Origin of the sequence: Pseudomonas sp. GW531-T4, from assembly GCF_017349615.1 — a bacterium.
Lineage (GTDB): Bacteria > Pseudomonadota > Gammaproteobacteria > Pseudomonadales > Pseudomonadaceae > Aquipseudomonas > Aquipseudomonas chlororaphis_I.
In genome coordinates this window covers 69,255-92,434 of sequence record NZ_JACMZT010000002.1, presented here as the reverse complement: position 1 = coordinate 92,434, position 23,180 = coordinate 69,255, and the positions used below count along the sequence as shown (strand labels likewise).

At 66.3% G+C, this 23,180-nt stretch carries 18 protein-coding genes; 8 read left to right on the top strand and 10 right to left on the bottom strand.

Annotation, left to right across the window (positions count from 1 at the left end; genetic code table 11):
• Window positions 1–60 precede the first annotated feature (60 nt).
• Complete coding sequence (locus tag J4D28_RS02095) at window positions 61–1,404, top strand: OprD family porin (RefSeq protein ID WP_028684081.1); 1,344 nt, start codon at window positions 61–63, stop codon at window positions 1,402–1,404.
• Window positions 1,405–1,609: 205 nt separating this feature from the next.
• Entirely contained in the window at window positions 1,610–2,872 is a 1,263-nt protein-coding gene (locus tag J4D28_RS02090) for a DUF2235 domain-containing protein (RefSeq protein WP_103330692.1), read from the top strand.
• A 14-nt stretch (window positions 2,873–2,886) separates the two neighbouring features.
• On the opposite strand, the gene J4D28_RS02085 is transcribed toward J4D28_RS02090, so the two are convergent.
• From J4D28_RS02085 to J4D28_RS02070, 4 genes are read right to left on the bottom strand one after another with little or no spacing between them, the layout of a single operon-like run.
• Window positions 2,887–3,339, bottom strand: a complete 453-nt coding sequence (locus tag J4D28_RS02085) for a response regulator (RefSeq protein ID WP_009049159.1) — start codon at window positions 3,337–3,339, stop codon at window positions 2,887–2,889.
• A complete protein-coding gene (locus tag J4D28_RS02080; protein ID WP_101282545.1) occupies window positions 3,336–5,693 on the bottom strand; it encodes an ATP-binding protein in 2,358 nt (785 codons plus the stop codon). Before J4D28_RS02080 ends, J4D28_RS02085 begins: the two co-directional genes overlap by 4 nt.
• Window positions 5,690–6,364, bottom strand: a complete 675-nt coding sequence (locus J4D28_RS02075; RefSeq protein WP_041983662.1) for a response regulator transcription factor — start codon at window positions 6,362–6,364, stop codon at window positions 5,690–5,692. The genes J4D28_RS02080 and J4D28_RS02075 overlap by 4 nt, the downstream gene beginning before the upstream one ends.
• Window positions 6,361–7,545, bottom strand: coding sequence for a sensor histidine kinase (locus J4D28_RS02070; protein WP_103330693.1), 1,185 nt, complete (start codon window positions 7,543–7,545; stop codon window positions 6,361–6,363). Before J4D28_RS02070 ends, J4D28_RS02075 begins: the two co-directional genes overlap by 4 nt.
• A 170-nt stretch (window positions 7,546–7,715) precedes the next feature.
• Here J4D28_RS02070 and J4D28_RS02065 point away from each other — a divergent pair, with 170 nt between their 5' ends.
• Entirely contained in the window at window positions 7,716–8,240 is a 525-nt protein-coding gene (locus tag J4D28_RS02065; protein ID WP_009049155.1) for an SgcJ/EcaC family oxidoreductase, read from the top strand.
• Between the two features lie 135 nt (window positions 8,241–8,375).
• Here the strand turns inward: J4D28_RS02065 and J4D28_RS02060 are convergent, their stop codons facing one another.
• On the bottom strand, window positions 8,376–9,380 hold the full coding sequence (locus J4D28_RS02060; protein WP_103330694.1) for an AraC family transcriptional regulator: 1,005 nt from the start codon (window positions 9,378–9,380) through the stop codon (window positions 8,376–8,378).
• Window positions 9,381–9,629: 249 nt separating this feature from the next.
• Here J4D28_RS02060 and J4D28_RS02055 point away from each other — a divergent pair, with 249 nt between their 5' ends.
• Window positions 9,630–10,397: an EAL domain-containing protein gene (locus J4D28_RS02055; RefSeq protein WP_028684075.1), complete on the top strand. Its 768-nt coding sequence runs from the start codon at window positions 9,630–9,632 to the stop codon at window positions 10,395–10,397.
• Between the two features lie 206 nt (window positions 10,398–10,603).
• On the opposite strand, the gene J4D28_RS02050 is transcribed toward J4D28_RS02055, so the two are convergent.
• The 4 genes from J4D28_RS02050 to J4D28_RS02035 all read right to left on the bottom strand — a co-directional run bounded on the left by J4D28_RS02050 (window position 10,604) and on the right by J4D28_RS02035 (window position 15,150).
• Window positions 10,604–10,903 (bottom strand): YceK/YidQ family lipoprotein, encoded by a 300-nt coding sequence (locus J4D28_RS02050; RefSeq protein ID WP_103330730.1) that lies wholly within the window; start codon window positions 10,901–10,903, stop codon window positions 10,604–10,606.
• A gap of 246 nt (window positions 10,904–11,149) precedes the next feature.
• Entirely contained in the window at window positions 11,150–12,463 is a 1,314-nt protein-coding gene (locus tag J4D28_RS02045) for an FAD-binding oxidoreductase (RefSeq protein WP_103330695.1), read from the bottom strand.
• Window positions 12,460–13,548, bottom strand: a complete 1,089-nt coding sequence (locus J4D28_RS02040; RefSeq protein WP_103330696.1) for a polyamine ABC transporter substrate-binding protein — start codon at window positions 13,546–13,548, stop codon at window positions 12,460–12,462. Before J4D28_RS02040 ends, J4D28_RS02045 begins: the two co-directional genes overlap by 4 nt.
• Window positions 13,549–13,791: 243 nt before the next feature.
• Complete coding sequence (locus J4D28_RS02035) at window positions 13,792–15,150, bottom strand: glutamine synthetase family protein (RefSeq protein WP_009049149.1); 1,359 nt, start codon at window positions 15,148–15,150, stop codon at window positions 13,792–13,794.
• Window positions 15,151–15,312: 162 nt separating this feature from the next.
• Here J4D28_RS02035 and J4D28_RS02030 point away from each other — a divergent pair, with 162 nt between their 5' ends.
• On the top strand, window positions 15,313–16,218 hold the full coding sequence (locus J4D28_RS02030; protein WP_009049148.1) for a helix-turn-helix domain-containing protein: 906 nt from the start codon (window positions 15,313–15,315) through the stop codon (window positions 16,216–16,218).
• A gap of 45 nt (window positions 16,219–16,263) precedes the next feature.
• On the opposite strand, the gene J4D28_RS02025 is transcribed toward J4D28_RS02030, so the two are convergent.
• Entirely contained in the window at window positions 16,264–18,972 is a 2,709-nt protein-coding gene (locus J4D28_RS02025; RefSeq protein WP_103330697.1) for a hypothetical protein, read from the bottom strand.
• Window positions 18,973–19,261: 289 nt separating this feature from the next.
• On the opposite strand from J4D28_RS02025, the gene J4D28_RS02020 reads away from it, so the two are divergent.
• From J4D28_RS02020 to J4D28_RS02010, 3 genes are all read left to right on the top strand, one after another.
• Window positions 19,262–21,406 (top strand): phosphocholine-specific phospholipase C, encoded by a 2,145-nt coding sequence (locus tag J4D28_RS02020; protein ID WP_053269125.1) that lies wholly within the window; start codon window positions 19,262–19,264, stop codon window positions 21,404–21,406.
• 228 nt (window positions 21,407–21,634) lie between these two features.
• On the top strand, window positions 21,635–22,144 hold the full coding sequence (locus tag J4D28_RS02015; protein ID WP_007925423.1) for a sigma-70 family RNA polymerase sigma factor: 510 nt from the start codon (window positions 21,635–21,637) through the stop codon (window positions 22,142–22,144).
• Window positions 22,144–23,118: a FecR domain-containing protein gene (locus tag J4D28_RS02010; RefSeq protein ID WP_009049145.1), complete on the top strand. Its 975-nt coding sequence runs from the start codon at window positions 22,144–22,146 to the stop codon at window positions 23,116–23,118. Before J4D28_RS02015 ends, J4D28_RS02010 begins: the two co-directional genes overlap by 1 nt.
• The last annotated feature ends 62 nt before the right edge of the window (window positions 23,119–23,180 follow it).

The following is a 23,180-nucleotide window of genomic DNA, read 5'->3' as shown; positions in this document are numbered from 1 at the left end:
CCGTACAGCGGCGCACTGCCTGATATCGCCCGCCATTTATCGATTTTCGGGAGTTCGACAGTGAAGACCTTGACCCGACACACCCTGCTGTTGGCATTGGGAGGCCAGAGCCTGCTCGCGCTGGCCGCGGAGCAGGACAATGCCAAGGGTTTTATCGAAGACAGCCAGTGGAGCCTGTTCAACCGCAGCCTCTACGACCGTCGCGACTATGAGCACGGTTCCTTGAGCAACGGCGCGCGCAATGCCTACAAACCCCGCGCCGAACGCAGCGACCTGGCGCAGGAGTGGGCCTACGGCCTGATGGCCGACTACAGCTCCGGTTTCACCCAGGGCACGCTCGGCTTCGGCCTGGATGCCCACGTCTATTCCGGCTGGAAACTCGACAGCGGCGGTGGCCGGGCCGGCAAGGCGCGGCTGCTGGGGGTGGACAACGACGGCCATCCCAAGGATGAATTCAGTCGTGGCGGCGCGGTGGCCAAGCTGCGTTTTTCCTCCACCGAACTGCGCTACGGCGAACAGCGGGTCAAGACCCCGGTGTTCGGTTCCTCCGACAGCCGCCTGCTGCCCGAGACCGCCACCGGCTGGTTCCTCACCAGCCGCGAACTGAGCAATACCACGCTGTACGGCGGCCACTTCAACGAAAGCACCGACCGTAACGCCAGCAGCCACGACCAGGGTTTCGTGGTCAATTATTCCAACGGCAAGCAGGGCGACAGCTTCGACCTGATCGGCGTGCGCAACACCTCGATCAAGGGCCTCAACGCCAGCCTGTTCAGCGCCTTGTACGAAGACACCTGGCGCCAGCAGTACCTTGGCGCGCTCTACAACCTGCCGCTGAGCCAGGGCCAGGACCTGACGTTCGATTTCAACCTGTACCGCACCCAGGACACCGGCAAGGCCCTGTCCGGGCGCATCGACAACACCACCTGGAGCCTGATGTCGACCTACAGGAGCGGCGCCCACAGCTTTGGCCTGGGCTACCAGAAGGTCGACGGCGACACGCCTTACGACTACGTCACCCGCGGCGCGATCCTGCTCAGTAACGCGGTGGCCCTGTCGGACTTCAACGCCCCTGAAGAAGCCTCCTGGCAGGCCCGCTACGACCTCAACATGGCCGGCTACCAGGTTCCCGGCCTGACTTTCAGTGCCCTGTATGTGCGCGGCAGCGGCATCGACGGCAGCCACATGGACCCGCGCGGCGGCTACGCCTGGCTGGGCTACGGCGAAGGCGGCAAGCACTGGGAACGCGACCTGCAGGCCAAGTACGTGGTGCAGTCCGGGCCGGCGAAAAACCTCGCCGTCACCCTGCGCCACGCCGTGCACCGCGGTAATAAAGCCCAGGCCGAACTGGATGCCGACCAGCTGCGGCTGGCGATCGAGTATCCGTTGGGCGGCAGGTTCTAGGGCCCAGGCAAGGCTTGTCGGTGACCAGCCCCTCCCGGTGGAGGGGTTTTTATGGCCGGGCGCCGTTAATGCTGCTATGCCTTGGATAGCCCTTCAGGCTTTACCGCAGCAGTTGTCATGACACGGACGTAGGGTGACACCGGTCCTCGCCTGGCCGACTGGCCGCGCGGGAACCTCACTTGACGACTCTCGAGGGAACCAGGTCGTGGACAACACAAGGATCAAGGCGCGCCAGCTGATTGTTTGCATCGACGGCACCAACAACCGTTTCAGTGACGAGCCGACCAACGTGGTCCGGCTGTTTCGCTCGCTGCCCAAGGACAGCGAAACGCTGCTGGCCTATTACGACCAGGGCGTGGGCACCTTCGGGCTCAGCGAAACCCTGTTCGAATGGCAGAAGGTGCCGTCGCGCATCGCCGGGCTGATGTTCGGCTGGGGTATCAAGCGCAACGTGCTCAATGCCTATCGCTTCCTGATGGAGAACTACAGGGATGGTGACCAGATTTTCCTTTTCGGTTTCTCCCGCGGCTCCTACGCGGTGCGGGTGCTGGCGGCGCTGCTGCATACCATCGGCCTGTTGCCCGCCCATCAGGTCCAGCTGACGGATTTTGCCTGGTCGCTGCTGACTACTCGCCTGCAACCCGATGGAAACGCCCCCAAGCCCGATCGTCAACGCGCCATGAGTTACACCTGGTGGCGCATGAGCGCGGACAAGAAACCGGACTTCAAGTTGATGGGGGAATTCAAGGGCAGCTTTGCCCGGCCAGTGAGCATTCACTTTCTCGGGCTGTTCGACACCGTGAGTTCGGTGGGCTGGGTGTATGACCCGCTGATCGTTCCCTACACCCGCAGGAACGAGGACGTGAAGACCATCCGCCATGCGGTGTCCCTGGACGAACGCCGCAGCTTTTTCCGGCAGAACCTCTGGGCAGAAGGCAAGGGGGTGAACCTGAAACAGGTCTGGTTCGCCGGCGTGCATTCGGATGTGGGCGGCGGTTACCCGGTCGGCGAGTCGCAGCTGGCGCTGATTGCCTTGCGCTGGATGATCGGCGAGTGCCTGGAGGCCGGGTTGAGCATCGATGCCGAAGCCTGTCGCGCCGAACTCTATCCAGCATCCTCGGTGCTACGGGATCCGCTGGCCCAGGCCCACAATTCCCTGACCCGCAACTGGCTGATCGCCGAGTGGGTGCCGCGCCTGGTCTGGAACCCGAGGACCCACAAGCGAACCCTTGAGTACGGTTCGATGCCGCCGTTCGGCAAAGCCCGGTCGCGGGAGATTCCCACCCCTGAAAACGGACAGAAAATCCGGGTCCATGCCTCAGTGGCCGCTCGGCTGAAGGGGCCGCTGAACAGCGACCAGCCGTGGGGCAGCCAACTGAGCTACCAGCCGCAAAACCTGCCGGACATCGATTCCGAGTCGATCGAGCAGGTGGGCGACTCGCCGAGGCTGGATGAGTACAACCTCTAAGGCTGCCAACCCACTCACTGGCGATGCCGGCGCAGCAGCTCGATCTGCTGCGCCGGTACCTGCTGGCGCAGGGCTTTGTACAGGGCGCGGGTTTCCAGCAGGTTCCAGATCCGCAGCAGGGTTTCCAGGGCGTCCAGCGGCTTGCTGATGAAGTCGCGGGCGCCCAGGGCCAGGGCCCGCAGGCGGGTGTCGCGGGTGGCGTCGGCGGTCAGCACCAGGATCGGCAGGTAATCGTCGGCCGGGATCCGCCGGTTGAGCTGTTCGAGCACGGCGAAGCCATCGAACTCGGGCATGTGCAGGTCGAGGATCACCAGGTCCGGCTCGAAGCTGTTGAACAGGTCCAGGGTGCGCAGCGGCTGGGTGCTGCTCAGCACGTTGTGCAGGCCTTCGCGGGCCAGCAACTGCTCCATCAGGTCGAGGTTGGGGCGCTGGTCGTCGATGATCAGGATGCGCAAATCGTGGTTCATGCGGGCTCCGGTAGATGTTGCTCAAGGTGGGCGAGAAACGCCGGGATATGAATGGGCTTGGTCAGGATCGCCGTGGCCCCGGCCTGCAGCAGGGCGCGGTGGGTCAGGGCGCTGGCGTCGGCGGTGATCATCAGCACCGGGGTGCTGGCGGTGCTCGGCGATTCCCGCAGCCGGCGCAGCACCTCCAGGCCCGCAAGGTCCGGCAGGCTGACGTCCAGCAGGATCAGTTGCGGCGCATGTTGGCGCGCGAGGTCCAGGCCCATCTGGCCCTGCATGCTCGACAGCAGGCGAATGCCGGGGCGGCGTTGCAGCAGGGTTTCGATCAGCGCCAGGCTCGACAGGTTGTCTTCGATGCACAGCACCTGGCCACGGTATTCCACGGTCTCGACCCGGGCCGGCAGCACCGACACCGATTGCTCCAGCGCCTGCTGCTCCAGGGCCTGCTGTTCCAGGGGGCGGTGCGCGCCGGCCGCGGCCACCTGGACAAACGGTAGTTGCAAGGTAAAGCAGCAACCCTGGCCCGGCGTGCTGTGCACCCGCAGGCTGCCGTCCATCATCTCCAGCAGGCTCTTGCTCAGGGCCAGGCCCAGGCCGGTGCCTTCCACCCGCGGGTCGGCACCCAGGCGTTCGAAGGGCCGGAACAGCTGGTCCAGGCGCTCCAGGGGAATGCCGGCGCCGGTGTCGCTGACCGCCACCTCGACTCGCGGGCCCAGGACCTTGACCGCGATCCGCACCTGGCCCTGGGGCCGGTTGTACTTGATGGCGTTGGACAACAGGTTGAGCAGCACCTGGATCAGCCGCTGGCGGTCGGCGATCACCCCGCTGTGTTCGCTCAGCGCGGGCAGGGCAGCGAGCTGGACGCCGGCGTCGGTGGCCATTGGCGAGACCAGGGTCAGGGCTTCGTGCAGCGCCGAGGCCAGGGCGATCGGCTCGACAGTCAGCGGCAGGTGCCCGGCCTCGATACGGGCGATGTCCAGCACCTCGTTGATCAGGGTCAGCAGGTGCTGGCCGGCGCGCAGGATATGCCCGACCTGGGGCCGCTGGCCGCTGGGCGAGTCCATGTCCAGCAACTGGGCGAAACCGAGGATGGCGTTGAGCGGGGTGCGCAGTTCGTGGCTCATGCGCGAGAGGAATTCGCTCTTGGCGCGGCTGGCGCTTTCGGCTTCTTCGCGGGCGGTGCGCAGGGCGATTTCCGCGGCGCGGCGGTCGGTGATGTCGCGGGTGATCTTCGAGAAACCGCGCAGCGCGCCGCTGGCATCGTACTGCGCGGTGATCACCACGCTGGCCCAGAAGCGGCTGCCGTCCTTGCGGCAACGCCAGGCCTCTTCCATGTAATGGCCGTCGCGGGTGGCCTCGCGCAGGGCCATGTCCGGGTGCGCCGGGCATTCTTCCGGCAGGTAGAACAGCGAGAAGTGCCGGCCGAGGATTTCCTGTTCGCGGTAGCCCTTGATCCGCTCGGCGCCGGCGTTCCAGGTGGTGACTCGGCCCTGGGTGTCGAGGGCGAAGATCCCGTAGTCCTTGACCCCGTCGATGATCAGCCGCAGGCGCTCTTCGTTATCGCGCAGGGCCCGCTCGCGCTCGGCCAGCAGTTGCCCGGCCTCCACCAGGCGGGTGCCGAGCTGGCCGATCTCGTCCTGTTCCGGGGCCTGCGGGCGCAGCGGTTGGCCGAGGGCCAGGCGCTGGGCGTTGCCTTGCACCTGCTGCACCCGGGCGACGATGCCCTTGGACAGGAACAGCACCGCGACAATCGCCCCGAACAGGCCGCAGAGCGCCGCCAGCAGCGTGGCCATCAGCAGGCGCATGCGGGTCGCCGAGGCCGCGGCGCTGCGCTCGGCGAGCAAGCCGTCTTCGCGGATGCGCATGGCGCTGATCTGCTCGCGCAGCACGTCCAGCACCTGTTTGTTCTCGATCAGGATCGCCGTGATGCTGGCGCTGTCGTCGGGCCGGCCGTTGCGCAGGGCCACCAGGCCGTCGAGCTTGTGGCCGATCAGCGGGGTGATGGCCTTGAGGTGATCGCGCATGCGCGCATCGCGAATGTTGCTGTCCAGCCGTTGCAGCGCGGCCTGGATCAGCGGCTGGGCGCGCTCGTAGCTGGGCAGGAAGTCTTCGCGGCGGGTCAGCAGGTAGCCGCGCACGCTGGCCGCCGCTTCGGCGAGCAGGGTGTGCACGGTCTGGATATCGCCCTGCACCAGCAGCACCCGGCGCACGTCTTCCTCGGCGCGGGCGGTCTGGCGTTCGGTGATGTAGATCAGCACCAGCGACAGCAGGAGGATCACCAGCGGCAGGGAGATCACCACCAGCGCCTTGCTGCGCAGGGGCAGGTCGAGCCAATGCCGGCTCGCCAGCAGCCTCATGGCCAGTCTCCCGCGGGCTGCGCCACCAGCCCCAGGGCGATGCCGCGCACCGCGGCCTGGGTCCGGTCCGCCGCGCCGAGCTTGCCGATTACCCGCTCCACATGGGCCTTGGCGGTGCCGGTGGTGATGCCGAGCTTTTCGCCGATCTCGCGGTTGCTGAAACCGCCGGCCACCAGCCCCAGCACCTGGCGTTCGCGGGCGGTCAGGGCGACGACTTGGGTGCCGCCGTTGCCGCCGGCGTTGCGTTCGGCCATGCGCCGCAGCAGCCGGGCGCTGACTGTGCTGTTGAGGGCTTCCTCGCCCTGGGCCACCCGTTGCAGGGCGCCGAGCACTTCGCTGCGGCTGGCGTCCTTGAGCAGGTAGCCGACCGCGCCGGCGGCAATCGCTGCTTCCAGGTGATCGGGGCTGTCGTCCATGGTGAAGATCACCACCTTGATCGTCGGTTGCCGCTGGTGCAGCAGGCGCGCCGCGCCCAGGCCGTTGAGCAGCGGCATGCGGATATCGAGGATGGCGATGTCCGGTTGCAGGCGTTCGCACAGCTCGAGGGCTTCCTGGCCATCGCGGGCCTGGCCGACCACCTCGAATTCCGGGTGGCCGGCGAGCAGGGCGACAAAGCCGGTGCGGGTGACTTCATGGTCGTCCGCCAGCACCAGGCGCAGGGCAGCGTTCATGGGTGTTCTCCGACAGTGGGCAGCGGCACCCGGGCTTGCAGGCGGGTGCCATCGCCAGGGGTGCTGTGCCAGGACAGCTCGCCGCCCAGCAGGCTGGCGCGTTCCTGCATCGCCGCCAGCCCCAGGTGCTGGCCGCCGCAGCTGGACAGCGGGCTGTCCAGGGCGAAGCCGACGCCGTTGTCTGCCAGCGTCAGCCAGGCCAGGCCATCGACCAGTTGCAGGCTCAGCTCGGCACGGCTGGCCCGGGCATGCTTGAGGATGTTGTTGATGCCTTCCTGGGCGATGCGGAACAGGGCGATCTCGCTGGCACCCGGCAGGCGTGCGCCGGACTGTTGCTGCCAGTGCACCTCGATACCGGCGTCGCGCAGGCGGTCGGCTTCCTTGTCGATGGCCTTGTACAAGCCAAAATCGTCCAGCACGTTGGGGCGCAGGCCGCCGATCAACTGCCGGCCCTCGCCGACGCAACCCTGGGCCAAGGCCAGGATGGTCTGCAGTTCGCCGTGCAGTTCTTGCGGCAATGTCGGACAGCGTCCGGCAAAACCTTGCAGGCGCTGGTGCAGCCCGGCCAGGGTTTGCGCGAGGCCGTCGTGCAGGTCGTAGGCCACGCGCTTGCGTTCGTCCTCCTGGGCGCTGAACAGCCGGTGCACCAGCTCCGACATGGTCCGTTCCCGGGCTTGCAGGGCTTGGAGCAAGCGCTGGTTTTCCAGGTGCGCGGCCAACAGGGTGGCCAGCAGTTGCAGGGATTCCAGGTCCTCGCTGTCGGGCGCGGCCAGGGCCACGCTGTTGGCCAGCAGCAGCGCGCCGAAGGCCTGGCCGTCGGCGCCGGGCAGGGGAATGCGCAGCACCTGGGGTAGAGCGGCATCGGTCTGCGGCAGCCATTCGGGGTGCAGGGTCGCAGACTTGGCCAACGGGTGCAGGGCGGCCAGGCGTTCGCTGCTGCCATGCTGGGCGGTGGCCCGCGGCGGCTGGGCGGCGTGCCATTCCAGCAGCAGGCCATGGTCCATCGCCATAAAGGCGCAGGCCCGTTGCAGGGCGCGCTGGCGCATGGCCGCGGGCGGCAACTGGGTCAGTTCCTGGCCGGTGTCCACCAACAGGCGCAGGCGCGCCGCGCGGCTTTGCGACTGGCGATACTGGCTGCGAATGGCCAGGGCGCTGCCGGGGTCGTGAGTCGGGCTTTGCATGAAAAACAGGCTCCAGCGTGAAGGGCGTGCGCTCGCGAGCAGGCATTAGACCCGCTTGCCGGCTGTGGGCCTATCTGCCGAATGGCATAGGCCGCCGGCACCGGTTGGCCGATGGCGAGGTTGTGCCGGGTGGGCAAAGTGGGCGCATTGAAACCCACTGGAGCCTTCCGATGAAACTGCCAACCCCCGCCATTGCCCTGTTGCTGGCCCTGACCGCGCCCCTGGCCCAGGCCCTGGACGCTACGCCTTATGTGTACCGCACCGTCGCCGCGCAGCCGCAGAGCCAGGGCGACCGGGAGATCGCCGGCCTGTTCGATCGCTGGAACGCGGCCCTGCAAACCGGCAGCGCAAAAAACGTAACCAGTCTTTACGCCGCCGACGCGATCCTTCAGCCAACCGTATCGAACCAGGTGCGCACCACCCCGGCGCAGATCCAGGATTACTTCGAGCATTTCCTCGCGGGCAAGCCGGTGGGCCAGATCAACTACCGGGAAATCCGCCACCTGGGCCCGGACGCAGCCATGGACAGCGGCGTCTACACCTTCACCCTGCACGAGGCCGGTGGCGCGACCCGCCAGGTCCAGGCGCGCTACACCTTCCTCTACGAGCGCATCGACGGCCAGTGGAAGATCCTCAACCACCACTCTTCGGCCATGCCCCAGGCGCAGCCGCCATTGCAGGCCAGCCATCGCTGAATCCTGCCCCCCCTGTAGGAGCGAGCTTGCTCGCGATGGACTCAAGAGCGTCGCGTTCATCCAGTCGGTACGCGCAATCGTTAATGTCCATCGCGAGCAAGCTCGCTTCTACAGTTTTTGTTTGGTCGTTTGTGTTCAGCCTTCCTGGCGATAACGCCCCGGGGTCATGCCGAACCAGCGGCGGCAGGCCTTGTGAAAGCTGCTCTGGTCGCGAAAGCCGAGCAGGGCGCCGATGTACTTGACGCTGCGCGCCGAGTTGCGCAGGAAACTGTGGGCGAGCATCAGCCGTGCCTCGTCGAGCAGGGCCGAGAAGTGCATGTCCTCGCTGCCCAGGCGCCGTTGCAGGCTGCGGCTGCTGACCCCCACCAACTGCGCGATATGCCGCAGGTCGCTGGGCCCGCCCTGGGCCAGGCGCTCGGACAGTACCCGCCTTACCTGCGCGGTCATCGAGCCATCGAGCAGCAGCTTGAGGCGGCTGCGCGCGTATTCCATGTGCAGCACGTCCAGGGCCGGGTCGGCGCTGGGCAGGGCGGTCGCGCAATCGCGCGGGCTGAAGCTCAGGCTGTTGTAGGGCGCGTCGAACTGCAGGTTGGGCCCCAGCAGGCGCTCCAGGGCACGGGTGTCCGCCGGCCGCTGGTAGGTGAAGCTCGCCGCCAGCGGTTGCGGCTTGCGCCCGGGCAGTAGCCAGTGCACCAGGCCCAGGGTCTGCGCGGCGCCGGCATCGATGAAGGCCCGTGGCACCAGGCCCGGTTCGAGGGCGAGGTCGAAGCCGATCAGGGTGACGGCCTGGGGGCTGCGCTCCAGGCGCAGGTAAAAGCCGTTGCTGACCAGCGAGTGATAGTCCACCAGGCGTTGCAGCGCGGTGTCCAGGGTGGCGCCGGACATCAGCGCATAGCCGAGCACTTCCAGGTTGGCCGGGTGGGCCTTGGTGTACGCCAGCAGGCCGAGGTCCGGGTTGCCGCAGAGGTGCACGGCGTCCTGCAGCACCGCGTAGACCAGCTCCAGCCTGACGCCCGTGGGGTTTTCACAGGCCTCCTGGTGGCTGCTGCCGTGGCGCTTGAGCAAGGCCTCGACCTTGACGCCTGCATCGGTCAGGACATCGGCAAGCACCCGGAAACTGGTGCCGGTCATTCTGTGCATAGTACTTCCTGGACTGGTGGCTAATTGATGTCATTGGCGCCGGCGCATGATCGCAATAAACCCTGGGCCACAGTCGAGAAAGGGCGGTGCGGTGTTTCCAAGGACAAACGAAAGGTATCCGGGAACACTTTCGAGCCGCTCGGGCAGGGGGGATCATAAGTGGCAATGAGCCATTATCTCGTCGGGCGCGCCGACGCATCCTGGCCAACCCACCCGGCGCGCTGTCGCCGCTTCGACTACGGATCTGTCATGCAAAGCGTCAAAGACTTTTATCGGGAACTGGCGCAGGGGCGACTGGCGCTGGCCTTCCAGCCGGTGGTGTGGCTGCCCGACGCCAACCGGGTGCTGTACCAGGAAGGTTTGCTGCGCCATGTCGAGCAGCCGGGCAATGGCGTCTACCCGTTCGCCATGCTCGAGCGCCATCAGGTGATGCGCGAGCTGGACCGCAGCGTGGTGGGGTGCGTGATCGAGCGCCTGCTGGAGGACGAGCACCTGCGCCTGGGCTGCAATATCTCGGCGCAGAGCGCGATCATCGATCCGTTCTGGTCCGCCACCCTCGCGCAGTTGCGCGACGCGCCTTCGGTGGCTGCGCGCCTGGTGATCGAAATCACCGAAAGCGCCACGCCGCCGAGCCCCGAGGCGGCCATCGAGTTTGTCCTGTGCCTGCGCGAACTGGGCTGCCGGGTGGCGGTGGACGACTTCGGCGCCGGCCTGGGCACCCTGGAGTTCATCCGCCAGACCCGCCCCGACATGGTCAAGATCGACCAGGGTTACCTGCAACGCGCCCGCAGCGAACCCAACAGCGTGCAGACCCTGAAACACCTGGTGCAGCTGTGCAAGACCCTGGCGCCCTGCGTGATCATCGAAGGCATCGAGAGCGAAGCCGACCGCGCCCTCGCCACCGCCTGCGGCGGCGAGTGGGGCCAGGGCTACCTGTTCGGCCGCCCGCGGCTCGACCGTCTGGGCGCGCCGTGCCGGTTGCGTGGGGTGGTGGCCGAGCCTGTGGTGGCGGGCTGAGTGGTGACGGTTTGCCGATGCTTGCCAGGGATGACAGCGGCGCATTTGAGATCGCCATCGCTGGCAAGCCGGATCGCCGCCCGCTGGCTCCTACAGGTTTGTGGAGCGCCCGGTAGTCCGTATCTGGCACTCGCTTCTGTAGGAGCGAAGCCTGCTCGCGATAGCGGTGGTCCATTCACCCATGCCGCTATCGACCAAACGCGGCTTCAGTAATAAACGCCCTTGGCGTCGTAGGGCAGCAGCACGGTATCGACCGCCGCATCCACCGGCAGGCTCACCACCGCCACCAGCGGACAGACGATGGTTATCCAGCAGAACATCGTGTTGTAGCCCTCGTAGCCGCTGGCGCCGCGCATGGTCAGCAGCTGGATATTCTCCTGGGTGCCTTTGTAGAGGTCGTAGGAGCTGTACTGACTGCGGGCTATCAGGGTGCCGCAGCCCGAGAGGGCGAGTGTGCCGAGCAGGACGAGAGCAGTGAGCGCTTTGATGATGCCATTCCTTAGCAAGCCGGTTTGCGGCGCGCATCTTCGCACCGGTCGAGGTTTCAGGCCAGCCTGTGTGGCAATGATCGCAGCGAGCTGCCAGGGATGATGGCGGCGCATTCGATGACGCCATCGCCGGCAAGCCGGGTCGCCGCCCGCTGGCTCCTACAGGTTTGTGGAGCGCCGGGTAGTCCACGTCTGGCGCTCGCTTCTGTAGGAGCGAAGCTTGCTCGCGATAGCGGTGGTCCATTCGCTTGCGCAGTTACTGCCTTAGCCCAGCACCTCGCGCAACCGATGCCACAGCATGCCCAGCGCCAGCAGCGGCGCGCGCAGGGCCGGGCCGCCGGGGAAGGTCATGTGCGGCACTGCGCTGAAGATATCCAGGCCCCGGCTGTGGCCGGCGTGGATGGCTTCGGCCAGCAGGCGCGCGGTCCAGTGGGTGACGTTGACCCCGTGCCCGGAGTAACCCTGGGCGTAATACACGTTGGGGTACTGGCGCAGGCGCCCGACCTGGGGGAAGCGGTTGGCGGTGATGCCGATCTTGCCGCCCCATTGGTAGTCGATGCCCACGTGCGCCAACTGTGGGAACACTTTGAGCAGCTTGGGCCGCATATAGGCGCCGATGTCCGCCGGGTCGCGCCCGGAGTAGTGACAGGCGCCGCCGAACAGCAGGCGCCGGTCCGCCGAGAGCCGGTAGTAATCGAGGCCGACTTTCTGGTCACAGAGCGCCAGGTTCTGCGGGATCAGTTCGGCGGCCAGGGCCGGCGCCAGGGGCTCGGTGGCGATGATGTAGCTGCCCGCCGGCAGCACCTTGCCGCTCAGCCGTGGCTCCAGGTCATCCAGGTGGGCGTTGCAGGCCAGCACCAGGCTGCCGGCGCGCACCGTGCCGTTGGCGCAGCGCACCTGCACGCTGTCGCCGTGGATCAGTTCCAGCACCGGGCTCTGCTCGAAGATCCGCACCCCCAGCGACCGGGCCAGGGCGGCCTCGCCGAGCACCAGGTTGAGCGGGTGCAGGTGCCCGGAACCCATGTCCACCAGGCCCCCGGCATAGCGCGACGAGGCCACCACCTGGGCCATGTCCTGCGGGGCCACCAGGCGGGTTTCATGCACGTAGCCCAGCGCCGCCAGATGCTCCTGCTCGGCCTGGAACGCCGCGAACTGCGCCGGGGTATTGGCCAGCTCGCAGAAGCCCCAGCGCAGGTCGCAGTCGATGCCGTGTTCGCGCACGCGCTGGCCGACCAGCGCCACCGAGTCGATGCCGGCCTGCTCCAGGTAGCGCACGCCCTCGGCGCCGACGTAGCGGGCAAAACCGCTGACGTCGTGGCCGATGCCGCGGATCAGTTGCCCGCCGTTGCGCCCGCTGGCGCCCCAGCCGATGCGCCGGGCTTCCAGGAGGATCACCGACAGGCCACGCTGCGCCAGTTCGATGGCGGTGTTGACCCCGGTGAAACCGCCGCCGATCACGCAGACATCGGCGCTCAGGTCTGCATTTAGGTCAGTATCCAGCGGCGGGTAGTCCGGCAGCGCGTTGGCCGAGGCGGCGTAGTAGGAGCGGGTGTGTTGCGCGTGGCTGTGCTGGTTCATTTGTTGGACTTCACTTTGCTCCAGGCGCGGGTCATCAGGCGCATGGTCTGCGGGCTTTGGGTGCTGGAGATATACAGCTTGTCGAGCACCGCCTGGGGTGGGTAGACCTCGGGGTTGTTCACCAGCTCAGGGGCCATGAATTGCTGGGACGCCGGGTTGGGGTTGGCGTAGCCGACGTAGGCGCTGACCTTGGCGATCACCTGCGGGTCCAGCAGGTCGTTGATAAAGGCATGGGCCTCCTTGGGGTTGCTCGCGTCCGCCGGGATCGCCAGCAGGTCGAACCACAGGTTGCTGCCTTCCTTGGGAATCGAATAGGCGATCTTCACCCCGTTCTTGGCTTCCTTGGCGCGATTGGCGGCCTGGAACACGTCGCCGGAATAACCGAAGGCCAGGCAGATATTGCCGTTGGCCAGGTCCGAGACGTACTTGGAGGAGTGGAAGTAGGTGATGTAGGGACGGATCGCCAGCAGCTTGGCTTCGGCCTTCTTGTAGTCCGCGGGGTTTTCGCTGCGCGGGTCCAGGCCCATATAGTTGAGCACCGCCGGGAACACTTCGTCCGGCGAGTCCATCATCGACACGCCGCACTGGCTGAGCTTCTTCAGGTTCTCCGGTTCGAAGAACACCGCCCAGGAATCGATCCTGTCGACGCCCAGCACCTGCTTGACCTTGTCGACGTTGTAGCCGATGCCGTTGGTGCCCCACAGGTAAGGCACCGAGTACTGGTTGCCGGGGTCGTTCTGTTCCAGCAGGGCCAGCAGTTTCGGGTCGAGGTTCTGCCAGTTCGGCAACTGCGCGCGGTCCAGCTTGAGAAAGGCCCCGGCCTTGACCTGCCGTGCCAGGAAGTGGTTGGACGGCACCACCACGTCATAGCCGGTGCGGCCGGCCAGCAGCTTGCCTTCCAGGGTTTCGTTGGAGTCGAAGACGTCGTAGATCACCCGGGTCCCGGTTTTTGCCTGGAAGTCGGCGAGGGTGGTCTCGCCGATATAGTCGGTCCAGTTGTACACGCTGACTTTCGATTCAGCCTGGGCCGTGGCGCCGAACAGCACCGTCAGGGCCAGCGGAACCACCGATTTCCATAGACGCATAGCGATACCCCTTTTGCGGTTGTTATTGGTTTGCCAAATTCATGAAGCCCTGTAGCCCGGTCCCCCTGTAGCCGCTGCCGAGCGCCAGCGAGGCTGCGATCGGCGGCGCAGCCGACGCAAACCCGGCAACCGCCTTGCATCAGGTACACCGCGTGCGACGGTCTGGCGATGGCTGCGCCATCGATCGCAGCCTCGCTGGCGCTCCGCAGCGGCTACAACGGTGTGTGCGAAAGCGCGCAAGCCTCAGACGCTGAGCAACAGGAACTCGCGTTCCCAGGAGCTGATCACGCGCTTGAAGTTCTCGTGCTCGGCGCGTTTCACCGCCACGTAGCCGCGCACGAACTTGCTGCCCAGGTAGCGCTCGAGGGTCGGGCACTCTTCCATGCGGGTCAGGGCGTCTTCGATGGTGATCGGCAGGCGCAGGTTGCGCCGCTCGTAGGCCCGGCCTTCCACCGCGGCGCTCGGCTCGATGCCCTCGACCATGCCCAGGTAACCGCACAGCAGGCTGGCGGCGATGGCCAGGTAGGGGTTGGCGTCGGCGCCGGGCAGGCGGTTTTCCACGCGCATGGCTTCCGGGCTGGAGGTCGGCACGCGCAGGCCGACGGTGCGGTTCTCTTCGCCCCATTCGACGTTGACCGGCGCCGAGGTGTCCGGCAGGAAGCGGCGGAACGAATTGACGTTGGGCGCGAACATCGGCAGCACCTGGGGGATGTATTTCTGCAGGCCGCCGATGTGATGACGGAACAGCTCGCTCATGCGGCCCTCGGCGTCGGCGAAGATCGGCTTGCCGGTGGCGCTGTCGACCACGCTCTGGTGCAGGTGCATGGCGCTGCCGGGTTCGTCGGCCACCGGCTTGGCCATGAAGGTGGCGGTGACGTTGTGCTTGAGCGCGGCCTCGCGCAGGGTGCGCTTGAACACGGTGATCTGGTCGGCCAGGTCGAGGGCGTCGCCGTGGCGGAAGTTGATTTCCATCTGCGCCGGGCCGTCTTCGTGGATCAGCGTGTCGAGGTCCAGGCCCTGGGCTTCGCACCAGTCGTAGACGTCCTCGAACAGCGGATCGAATTCGTTGGCGGCGTCGATGGAGAACGACTGGCGGCCGCTCTCGGCCCGGCCGGAGCGGCCCAGCGGCGCCTTCAATGGCAGGTCCGGGTCTTCGCAGCGCTGGGTCAGGTAGAACTCCATTTCCGGCGCGACGATCGGCTGCCAGCCCTTGTCGGCGTACAGCTGCAGGACTTTCTTCAGCACGTTGCGCGGCGACAGCTCGATAGGGTTGCCGAACTTGTCGAAGGTGTCGTGGATGACGATGGCGGTCGGCTCGATGGCCCAGGGCACCAGGTAAATGCCCGAGGCGTCGGGGCGGCAGACCATGTCGATGTCGGCCGGGTCCAGCAGGTCGTAGTAGATATCGTCGTCGACGAAGTCCCCGGTTACCGTTTGCAACAGCACACTTTCCGGCAGGCGCATGCCTCGCTCATGCAGGAACTTGTTGGTGGGCGCTATCTTGCCGCGGGCGATGCCGGTCAGGTCGCTGACCACGCATTCCACTTCGGTAATCTTGTGTTCTTTCAGCCAGGCAGACAGCTGATCGAAAGGGGCATTCATAAGGACCTCGTCAATGATTGTCGGTGACGCGCCAGTGCTTGGGCTGGCCCGGCAAGGCTTCCCCTGTGGCGCGTTGGCGACTATCTTGGGCAAGCCTTGCGGTTCCATCTATCCACTTTAAGCAGCACCAAAGCGCACCAAAAGAGTGCGCAAGGTCCCTTCATGACAGCGTCGACAGCTCTCCAGGTCCAGGCCTTCAACACCTTCGATGTGGCCGATCAGATCCGTGCCACCCCGGGTTGGGTGCAGCATTACCAGCAGATGTCGCCCGGGCATTTCGCCGGGCAGGTGCGTTACCTGGACCTGCAAGGGGTGCAGATCTACGAGGAGTGCATGAACACCCGGGTCGAGCAGAATTTCAGCGCGCCCGAGGACTCTTTGGCGTTCTGTTTCGATCGCAGCGACAACGCCCTGTACCTGCTCAACGGCGAGAGCCGCAACATCTGGATCACCCCGGAGAACTACCAGGAAATCGCCGTGGTGTTCGGCCCGGAATTCGTCCGCGGCCATGGCCTCGACGCGCAGCGCCTCGACGGCCTGTTCCTGGCGCCGCTCAACTGCGGGCAGAACGCCTTGTTCAGCCGCTGGCTCAGCGCGACCCTGACGCGCCTGTCACAGACCCTCGACCCTCCGAGTCGCGAAGCCCTGACCCAGCAGCTGCTCGACGACTGCCTGTTTATCCTCGACAACGCCTGTGTGCGCCTGGACGGCGGCGGCCTGCGCCGGCGCGCCGAGGAGCGGGCGATCATGCAGCGGGTCGCGGAATGGGCGGCGGACGGCCCGGAAGACAGCCTCAACCTGCTGGAGTTGTCGCAGGTGGCCGGGGTTTCCCTGCGCCAGTTGCAAGGCGCGTTCAGGGCCTTCGCCGGCATGGCGCCGACCCAGTGGCTGCGCCTGCGCCGGCTGAACAGCGCGCACCGTGAACTGCTCAGCCGCGGCCCGGACGAAACCACCGTGGCCGAGGTGGCCATGCGCTGGTCGTTCTGGCACCTCGGGCGGTTCTCCAGCAGCTACCGCGCGCTGTTCAAGGAACTGCCGAGCGAGACCCTGCGCCGCGGCCAGCGTTGAGGCTTGGCTGACCGTGGGCCCGCAGGCTCGTCGCCATTTCACACCTCATGCGCGGGGATCGCGGTCGGCCGAAGGGCGGCGCTGGCCGTTGCGGCTCGGCCGCGGCGGCCTGGCCTGGTCATCCTCGTGCGCGCTTCCCTCAGGGTGCTCGCGCAGGTAGCGCCACAGCGCCTGGGCGATGGTATTGCCGTTGAGCCCATTGCCGAAGACTTCCTGGCCAATGCTCAAACCGAGCTTGCGATAGCTCTCGAACTGCGCTTCGTCGAAGAACTGGTCGACGGTGGGCTGGTTGGGGAAGGACTGGTTGATCAGCGCGTAGTTCTGCACGTCCGGCGATACCGAGGCGATCAGCCGTGGCTTGAGCACCAGGATGCGGCTGATCAGGGTGTCTGGCTTGGTGCAGGCGTAGACGTTGAGCAGCAGCGCGCAATGCAGGTCCGCCGGCGAAGGCGCGGTCTTGAAGTACTCCATGCGCGCGAACACCTTGCCCAGCACCTCGTCATCGGCGATCTGCGTGTCTTCCCTGATCTCCAGGCCATGGTCGATGCGCGCCAGGCGGATGAGGTTGCTCAGGTCGTCGAACTGGTAATCGGGGTCGCAGCCACAGTCGCACATCACGATCAGCTCGACCTGGCGTGCCTCGCGCAGCAGTTCGTAGGCCGCGGTGTTCTCGAAGTGGCCGCCGTCGGAGAGGTACTGATAGTCGCGCCGATGGCCATGGAAGTGCGCGGTCAATTCGTAGAACAGGTAGGTCTGGGTCGGCAGCCAGTGCGACAGCTTCAGGCCCAGGGACTGCTTGGGTTTTTCCGGCCTGTCCTCGATAAAGCCGCTGGGCCACCAGTTGCCCAGGCGCACGTTGGCCAGGCCCAGCAGCAGCGACATGCCGAGGCTGGTGGCGCGTCCCAGGCCGGTGGTGAAGGCCGCGCCGGAAACGCCTATCCATTGGCCGATGGTCAGCGGGTAGGCGATTTCCGAAGCGGGGATGTTGTCCACGTCGCGCTGATAGACCTTGCCGTCGAGGATGAAGCTCCCTTCGCCCTTGACGCTGCCCGGCGCCAGGCACAGCGGCTTGCCTTTGCGATCGCGCTGCACCAGTTGTTCGGCCGGGTCGACCGTGAGGTTCATGGTCACGTTGATCAGGTGCAGCGGGCCGGCGCTGGGCGTGCCGTAGTAGTGCTCGACGCTGATGTCGTCGTTGCTCAGCGGCTCGGCCACGCTCATGTGCTTGCGCCGTTGCTCGGGCGTGCCGTCGAAGCGCTTGCCGTTGGTGGCGCCCATGTAGGCGCGAACCAGGCGGGCGCTGTAGTAGGACTGCAAGGACGAGGTATTGAGGAAGCCGACGAAGCGGCTGCTGACCCAGGTCAGGGCCGCCGCGACGCCCGCCAGCACGGCCAGCCGCAGCACATAGCCGTCTTCCTGCAGGCGGATACCGCCATCGGCGGTGACCCACAGAACGAACAGCATCCACACCAGGCAGACCGCGGCCAGCAACAGCAGGCCGCCGATCAGGCTCATGACCTCCAGGGGCAGCAGGCGCAGCCAGTCCGGCAGGCTCTTCTCGTCCCGCAACAGCGCCAGGCGGCGCACCAGCCAGATCAGCAGTGGAAGGATGCCGACGGTGCCCTGGGTCAGGCTCTGCAGGTGCAGGTAGATCGCTTCGGAGAGCGACACCAGGAACGCGGCGAACAGCAGCGCGCCGAGGGCCATGATGACCTGCGACAGCACCCGGGTGACTGCGACCCGGTAGTTGCGCACGGTAAAGATCCCGTCTTCGTCGTTGGCCTTGCGGGTCCGGTACTTCAGGTGCCAGATCAGCAGCCAGGCGTAGACGATGCCCAGCAGCGCGATGGCGGCGAACCCGAGGAACAGGTAGCGCACGTTCGGCCTGTCGTCTGGCTGTTGCAGCAGCGCCCAGATACCGACGAAGAGCAGCGCCATCACCGTGCAGGCCGCGGCCGCCAGGTTGCTCAGGGCCGGCGGATTGCTCAGGCTGTTTTTCGGCAGCACCAGCCAATAGGCCAGGCAGCAGGGCAGCAAGCCGAGGATGAACAGCGCGCCGGGCAGCAGGAACAGATTGGGCAGGTACTTCACCTGCAACAGCATCAGCAACGACAGCAGCAGGACGATCGGCATGCCGATGACGAAGTGCAGCGACAGCCAGTTGCGCCAGGTGATCGCCAGGGCGTAGAGCGCGTCCCCCGAGCCGGTCGGAGTCAGGTAGCGGCCGTTCTCCCGGAGCCAGGCAGTGGGGCCCTTGCCGATGTCTTTTTCGCTGGAAAAGTCGATGGCGGTGCTGATGCGTCCCGGCGGCTCGTAGTGCAGCACCTCATAGGCGTTGATCGCGGCGGTCCTGGCCGCTTGCTGGGCGGGCGACAGGTGCGAGGCTTCGGCGCGCTCCTGGGCCTGCTCGCGGCGCAGGCGATTGGGGATGAACAGGCTGGAGAAGAAACTGCCGATATAACCGCCGCCGCTGACCGTGGAGAGGTAGTCGAAACGCGGCAGCAGGGTGGTGGTGAGGTTGTCTTGCGCTGTTCTCGACTTGCGTGGGTTGGCCTGTTCCGGCGCGTTGGCCCGGGCCATCGCCTGCAACACCCCCAGGCAAAAGGTGGCGCTGCGGATGCCGCCGCCGGACAGCGCCAGGCCCCAGGTCTTGAGGGGCTGGCCGTCCGGCGCGGGAAGGTATTTGAGACCCAATGCAGCACGGCGGTTCTCGATGCGCTTCCTTTCCCCCTCGTAGTGCTGGGTCGAGTCCATGATTGCTCCTTGCAAACTGAAGTAGGGCATTGTGCAAATAGGATTAAAGCAGAACGCCGTCAGATTTTTCCGAATACAAGGAGCAACTCTGGATGAAGTTCACGAAATATTCTTTATTTAGAAATGTAATTAAAAATCATAGGCTTAGAGGGTTAATGCGGCTGTATCAGGATCAATGAATGCCTTGACCCCGGCCTGCAACCGCCGTGTAACTTGCTTGTTACTTGAGGTCACTACTTTGCGTGGGTCGCTATTTCCCGCCCTGTAACTTCAAGGAATTCAACCGCGTATGCCTACTCTCACTCGCAGGAAGCTCATGCAGGCCGCCGCCATCGGATCGGCCTTTACCTTACTGCCAGACTCCATCCGCCAGGCCCTGGCGATCCCCGCCAACAACCGCACCGGCACCATTCGCGACGTCGAGCACGTGGTGATCCTGATGCAGGAAAACCGCTCCTTCGACCATTACTTCGGCACCTTGCCCGGGGTCCGCGGTTTCAGCGATCGCTTCACCATCCCGCTGCCCGGCAAGCGTTCGGTGTGGGAGCAGCAGGGCGTCGGGCGCGTGGTGCTGCCGTATCACCTGGACAGCTCGCGGGGCAACGCGCAGCGGGTCAACGGCACGCCGCATTCGTGGATCGACGAGCACGCGGCCTGGGGCAGCGGGCGCATGAGCGCCTGGCCGACCTTCAAGACCAACACCTCCATGGGCTACTACCGCGAACAGGAGCTGCCGTTCCAGTTCGCCCTGGCCAACACCTTCACCCTGTGCGATGCCTACCACTGTTCGGTGCACGCCGGGACCAACCCCAACCGCCTGTTCCACTGGACCGGCACCAACGGTCCGACCGGGGCCAACGTGGCCGCGGTGGTCAACGAATGGGACGGGCCGGGCGCGGTGGACGTCGGCTACACCTGGAAAACCTACCCCGAGCGCCTGGAAGAGCGGGGCGTCAGCTGGAAGATCTACCAGTACCTGCCGGACAACTTCGGCGACAACCCGCTGGCCGGTTTCCGCCAGTACCGCCGCGCCAGCGTGGCGGCCGGCAACCCGGCGCAGCCGCCGGAAGACTTCACCGCCTTCGTGCCTTACAGCGACGCGCTGAATGCCCGGGTGCCGCTGTACAAGGGCAATGGCAACACCTTGCCGGCCCGCAGCGGCAGCGATCTGGAAGGCATGATCGCGGGGTTTCGCAACGACGTGCAGCAGGGCAAGCTGCCCAAGGTCAGCTGGATCGTCGCGCCGGCCACCTATTCCGAGCACCCGGGGCCGTCGAGCCCGGTGCAGGGCGGCTGGTTCACCCAGGAAATCCTCAAGGCGCTGACCGACAACCCCGAGGTCTGGAGCAAGACCGTGCTGCTGGTCAACTACGACGAGAACGACGGTTTCTTCGACCATGTGCCGTCGCCCTCGGCGCCTTCGCGGCGCCTGGACGGCAGCTTCGCCGGCAAGTCGACGGTGGATTTCGACAGCGAGGTGTTCACCCACCCGGCGCCACCGGGGACCACCCAGCAACCGCGTCCGGACGGTGGCATCTACGGCCCCGGCCCGCGGGTGCCGATGCTGGTGCTGTCGCCGTGGAGCCGCGGCGGCTGGGTCAACTCCCAGGCGTTCGACCACACCTCGGTCCTGCAATTTCTCGAGAAGCGCTTCGGCGTGCGCGAGCCGAACATCAGCGCCTGGCGCCGCGCGGTGTGCGGCGACCTGACCTCGGCCTTCAACTTCGTCAATCCCAACAGCGAGATCCTCCCGCCGCTGCACACCACCACCCGCCAGGCCGCGGACCTGCTGCGCCAGCGCCAGGAACAACTGGCCCAGGTGCCGCTGCCGGACGCCAGTCGCCAGCAACTGCCGCAGCAGCAGCGCGTGGCCCGGCCGTCGCGGGCCTTGCCGTATCGGCTGAATGTCGAAGCCAAGGCCAAGCGCAAGGCGTTGAGCCTGACCCTGAGCCTGCAGAACAGCGGGGAGCAGGGCGCGGTGTTCCATGTCTACGATCGCCTGCACCTGCTGGACATTCCCCGGCGCTATACGGTGGAGGCGGGCAAGCAGCTCAAGGACAGCTGGCAGACGGCGGGGCGCTACAAGCTGTGGCTGCTGGGGCCCAACGGTTTCCACCGCAGCTTCCACGGCAACCTGCTGGAGCGTCAGCCCGAGGTGTCGATGTTCAGCCGCGGCAACAACCTGCAGCTGACCCTGAGCAACCCGGGCAAGGAGCCGGTGTCGATCACCATCGACCGTTGCCCCTACACCCATCAGGGGCCATGGCGCTTCGACGTGCCCGGGCGCAGCGAGATCCACCAGATGTTCGCCTGCCAGGCCAGCGGCGGCTGGTACGACCTGACCGTGCGTGCCGAGGGCGGCTGGCTGCGCCGCCTGGCCGGGCGCCTGGAAACCGGGGCCCACAGCATCAGCGACCCGTTGATGGGCGTGTAACCCGCGCACCCGTGCCCGGCCCGCAAGGGGCCGGGCGCTGTTCCAGCCCCCGACAAGGCCCTGCGCCTGGAACGCTGCATGCCCCTGGGACCATGGTCCCAGGGCGCCCGCCGATTTTCCCCGTCAGATGAAAACTAGACGCGTATCACACGAAAGGACTTGGTTTGCCTTATGAATATTAATTAGAATCAGTCTCATTTGAATAATCCTTCGCGCAGGGCTCTTGACATGATTGAAGCAGCGACGCCACCGGAGCAAAGCCTACATGCCCTGTACCGCGACCATCGAAGCTGGCTCGAGAGTTGGTTGCGCCAGCGCATGGGCAACGCCTGGGATGCGGCGGACCTGAGCCAGGACACCTTCCTGCGCGTGCTCACCAGCTCCCAGCAACTGGTCGACCTGCGCGAGCCGCGGGCCTACCTGGTGACCGTGGGCAAGCGCCTGCTGAGCAACTTCTATACCCGGCGCAAACTCGAACAGGCCTACCTGGACGCGCTGGCCAGCCTGCCCGAAGACAGCGTGCCGTCCCCGGAACAGCGCTGGGTGCTGCTGGAAACCCTGCAAGCCCTCGACGAACTGCTCGACGGCCTGCCGCCGCTGGTGCGCCGGGCATTTCTCTGGAGCCAGCTGGAAGGGCTGGGCTACCGCGAGATCGCCGAACGCCTCGACGTCTCGGAACGCACCGTCAAGCGCTACATGGCCCAGGCCTACGAACACTGCCTGCTGGTGGAGCTGTGATGCGCTCGGCGCCGTCCAGCGAAACCCGCGAAGTGGCCCGCGCCGCGGCCCAGTGGCTGGCGCTGCTGGAATCCGGCGCGGCCAACGCCGACGATCACGCCCGCTTGCAGCACTGGCGCAACAGCAACAGCCGTCACGAAAGCGCCTGGCAGAAGGCGCAGCAGCTGCGCCAGCGTTTCTCCGCGCTGCCGTCGGCCCTGGCGCTGGCCACCCTGGATCGTCCCGAGCCGTCGCGGCGCGCGGTACTCAAGCGCGCCCTCGGCGTCGCCGCACTGGTGCCGACCGCCTGGCTGCTGACCCGCCAGTTACCCCTGGACGTATGGCGCGCCGACCTGCAGACCGGCACCGGTGAACACCGCACAGTGCCCCTGGCCGATGGCAGCTCCTTGCAGTTGAACACCGCCAGCGCAGTCAACGTCGACCTGGGTGCGCGGCAAGTGACCCTGGTGCGCGGCGAGATGGCGCTCAAGGTGGCGGGCAGCGCGCCGCTGACCATCCAGGCGCGTTACGGGCGCATCATCGTCAGCCGCAGCGAAGTCTGCGTGCGCCTCAACGAGCACGATTGCCGGGTGTCGGTGGTCAGCGGCTCGGTGCAGCTGCAACCCTTGTTCGGGCCGCAACTGGTGTTGCGCGAAGGCCAGCGGGTCCGGCTGCGCGCGGAGGGCGTCGGGCAGATCGATGCCTTCGACGCGCAGTTGCCGGGCTGGCGCGACGGCGTGCTGATGGCGCAGAACCAGCCGCTGGGGGACTTCCTGCGCGAGCTGAGTCGCTATCGTCCGGGCCTGCTGCGCTGGGACCCGGAACTGGAAGCCTTGCGCGTCACCGGCAGCTTCCGTCTCGACAACACCGACCGCGTGCTGTCGCTGCTGGCCGCCAGCCTGCCGCTGCAAGTGCATTCGCGCACCCGCTACTGGGTGACGCTGATCCCGCAGAAAAGCCAGCCGAAAAACACCCCGCCAAAAAATATTGGCTGAAGCCTGTCCCTTTTTTTCGCCTCGCCGGTCATTCCAGGTAAGTGAACAAAAAACGAGAGCTT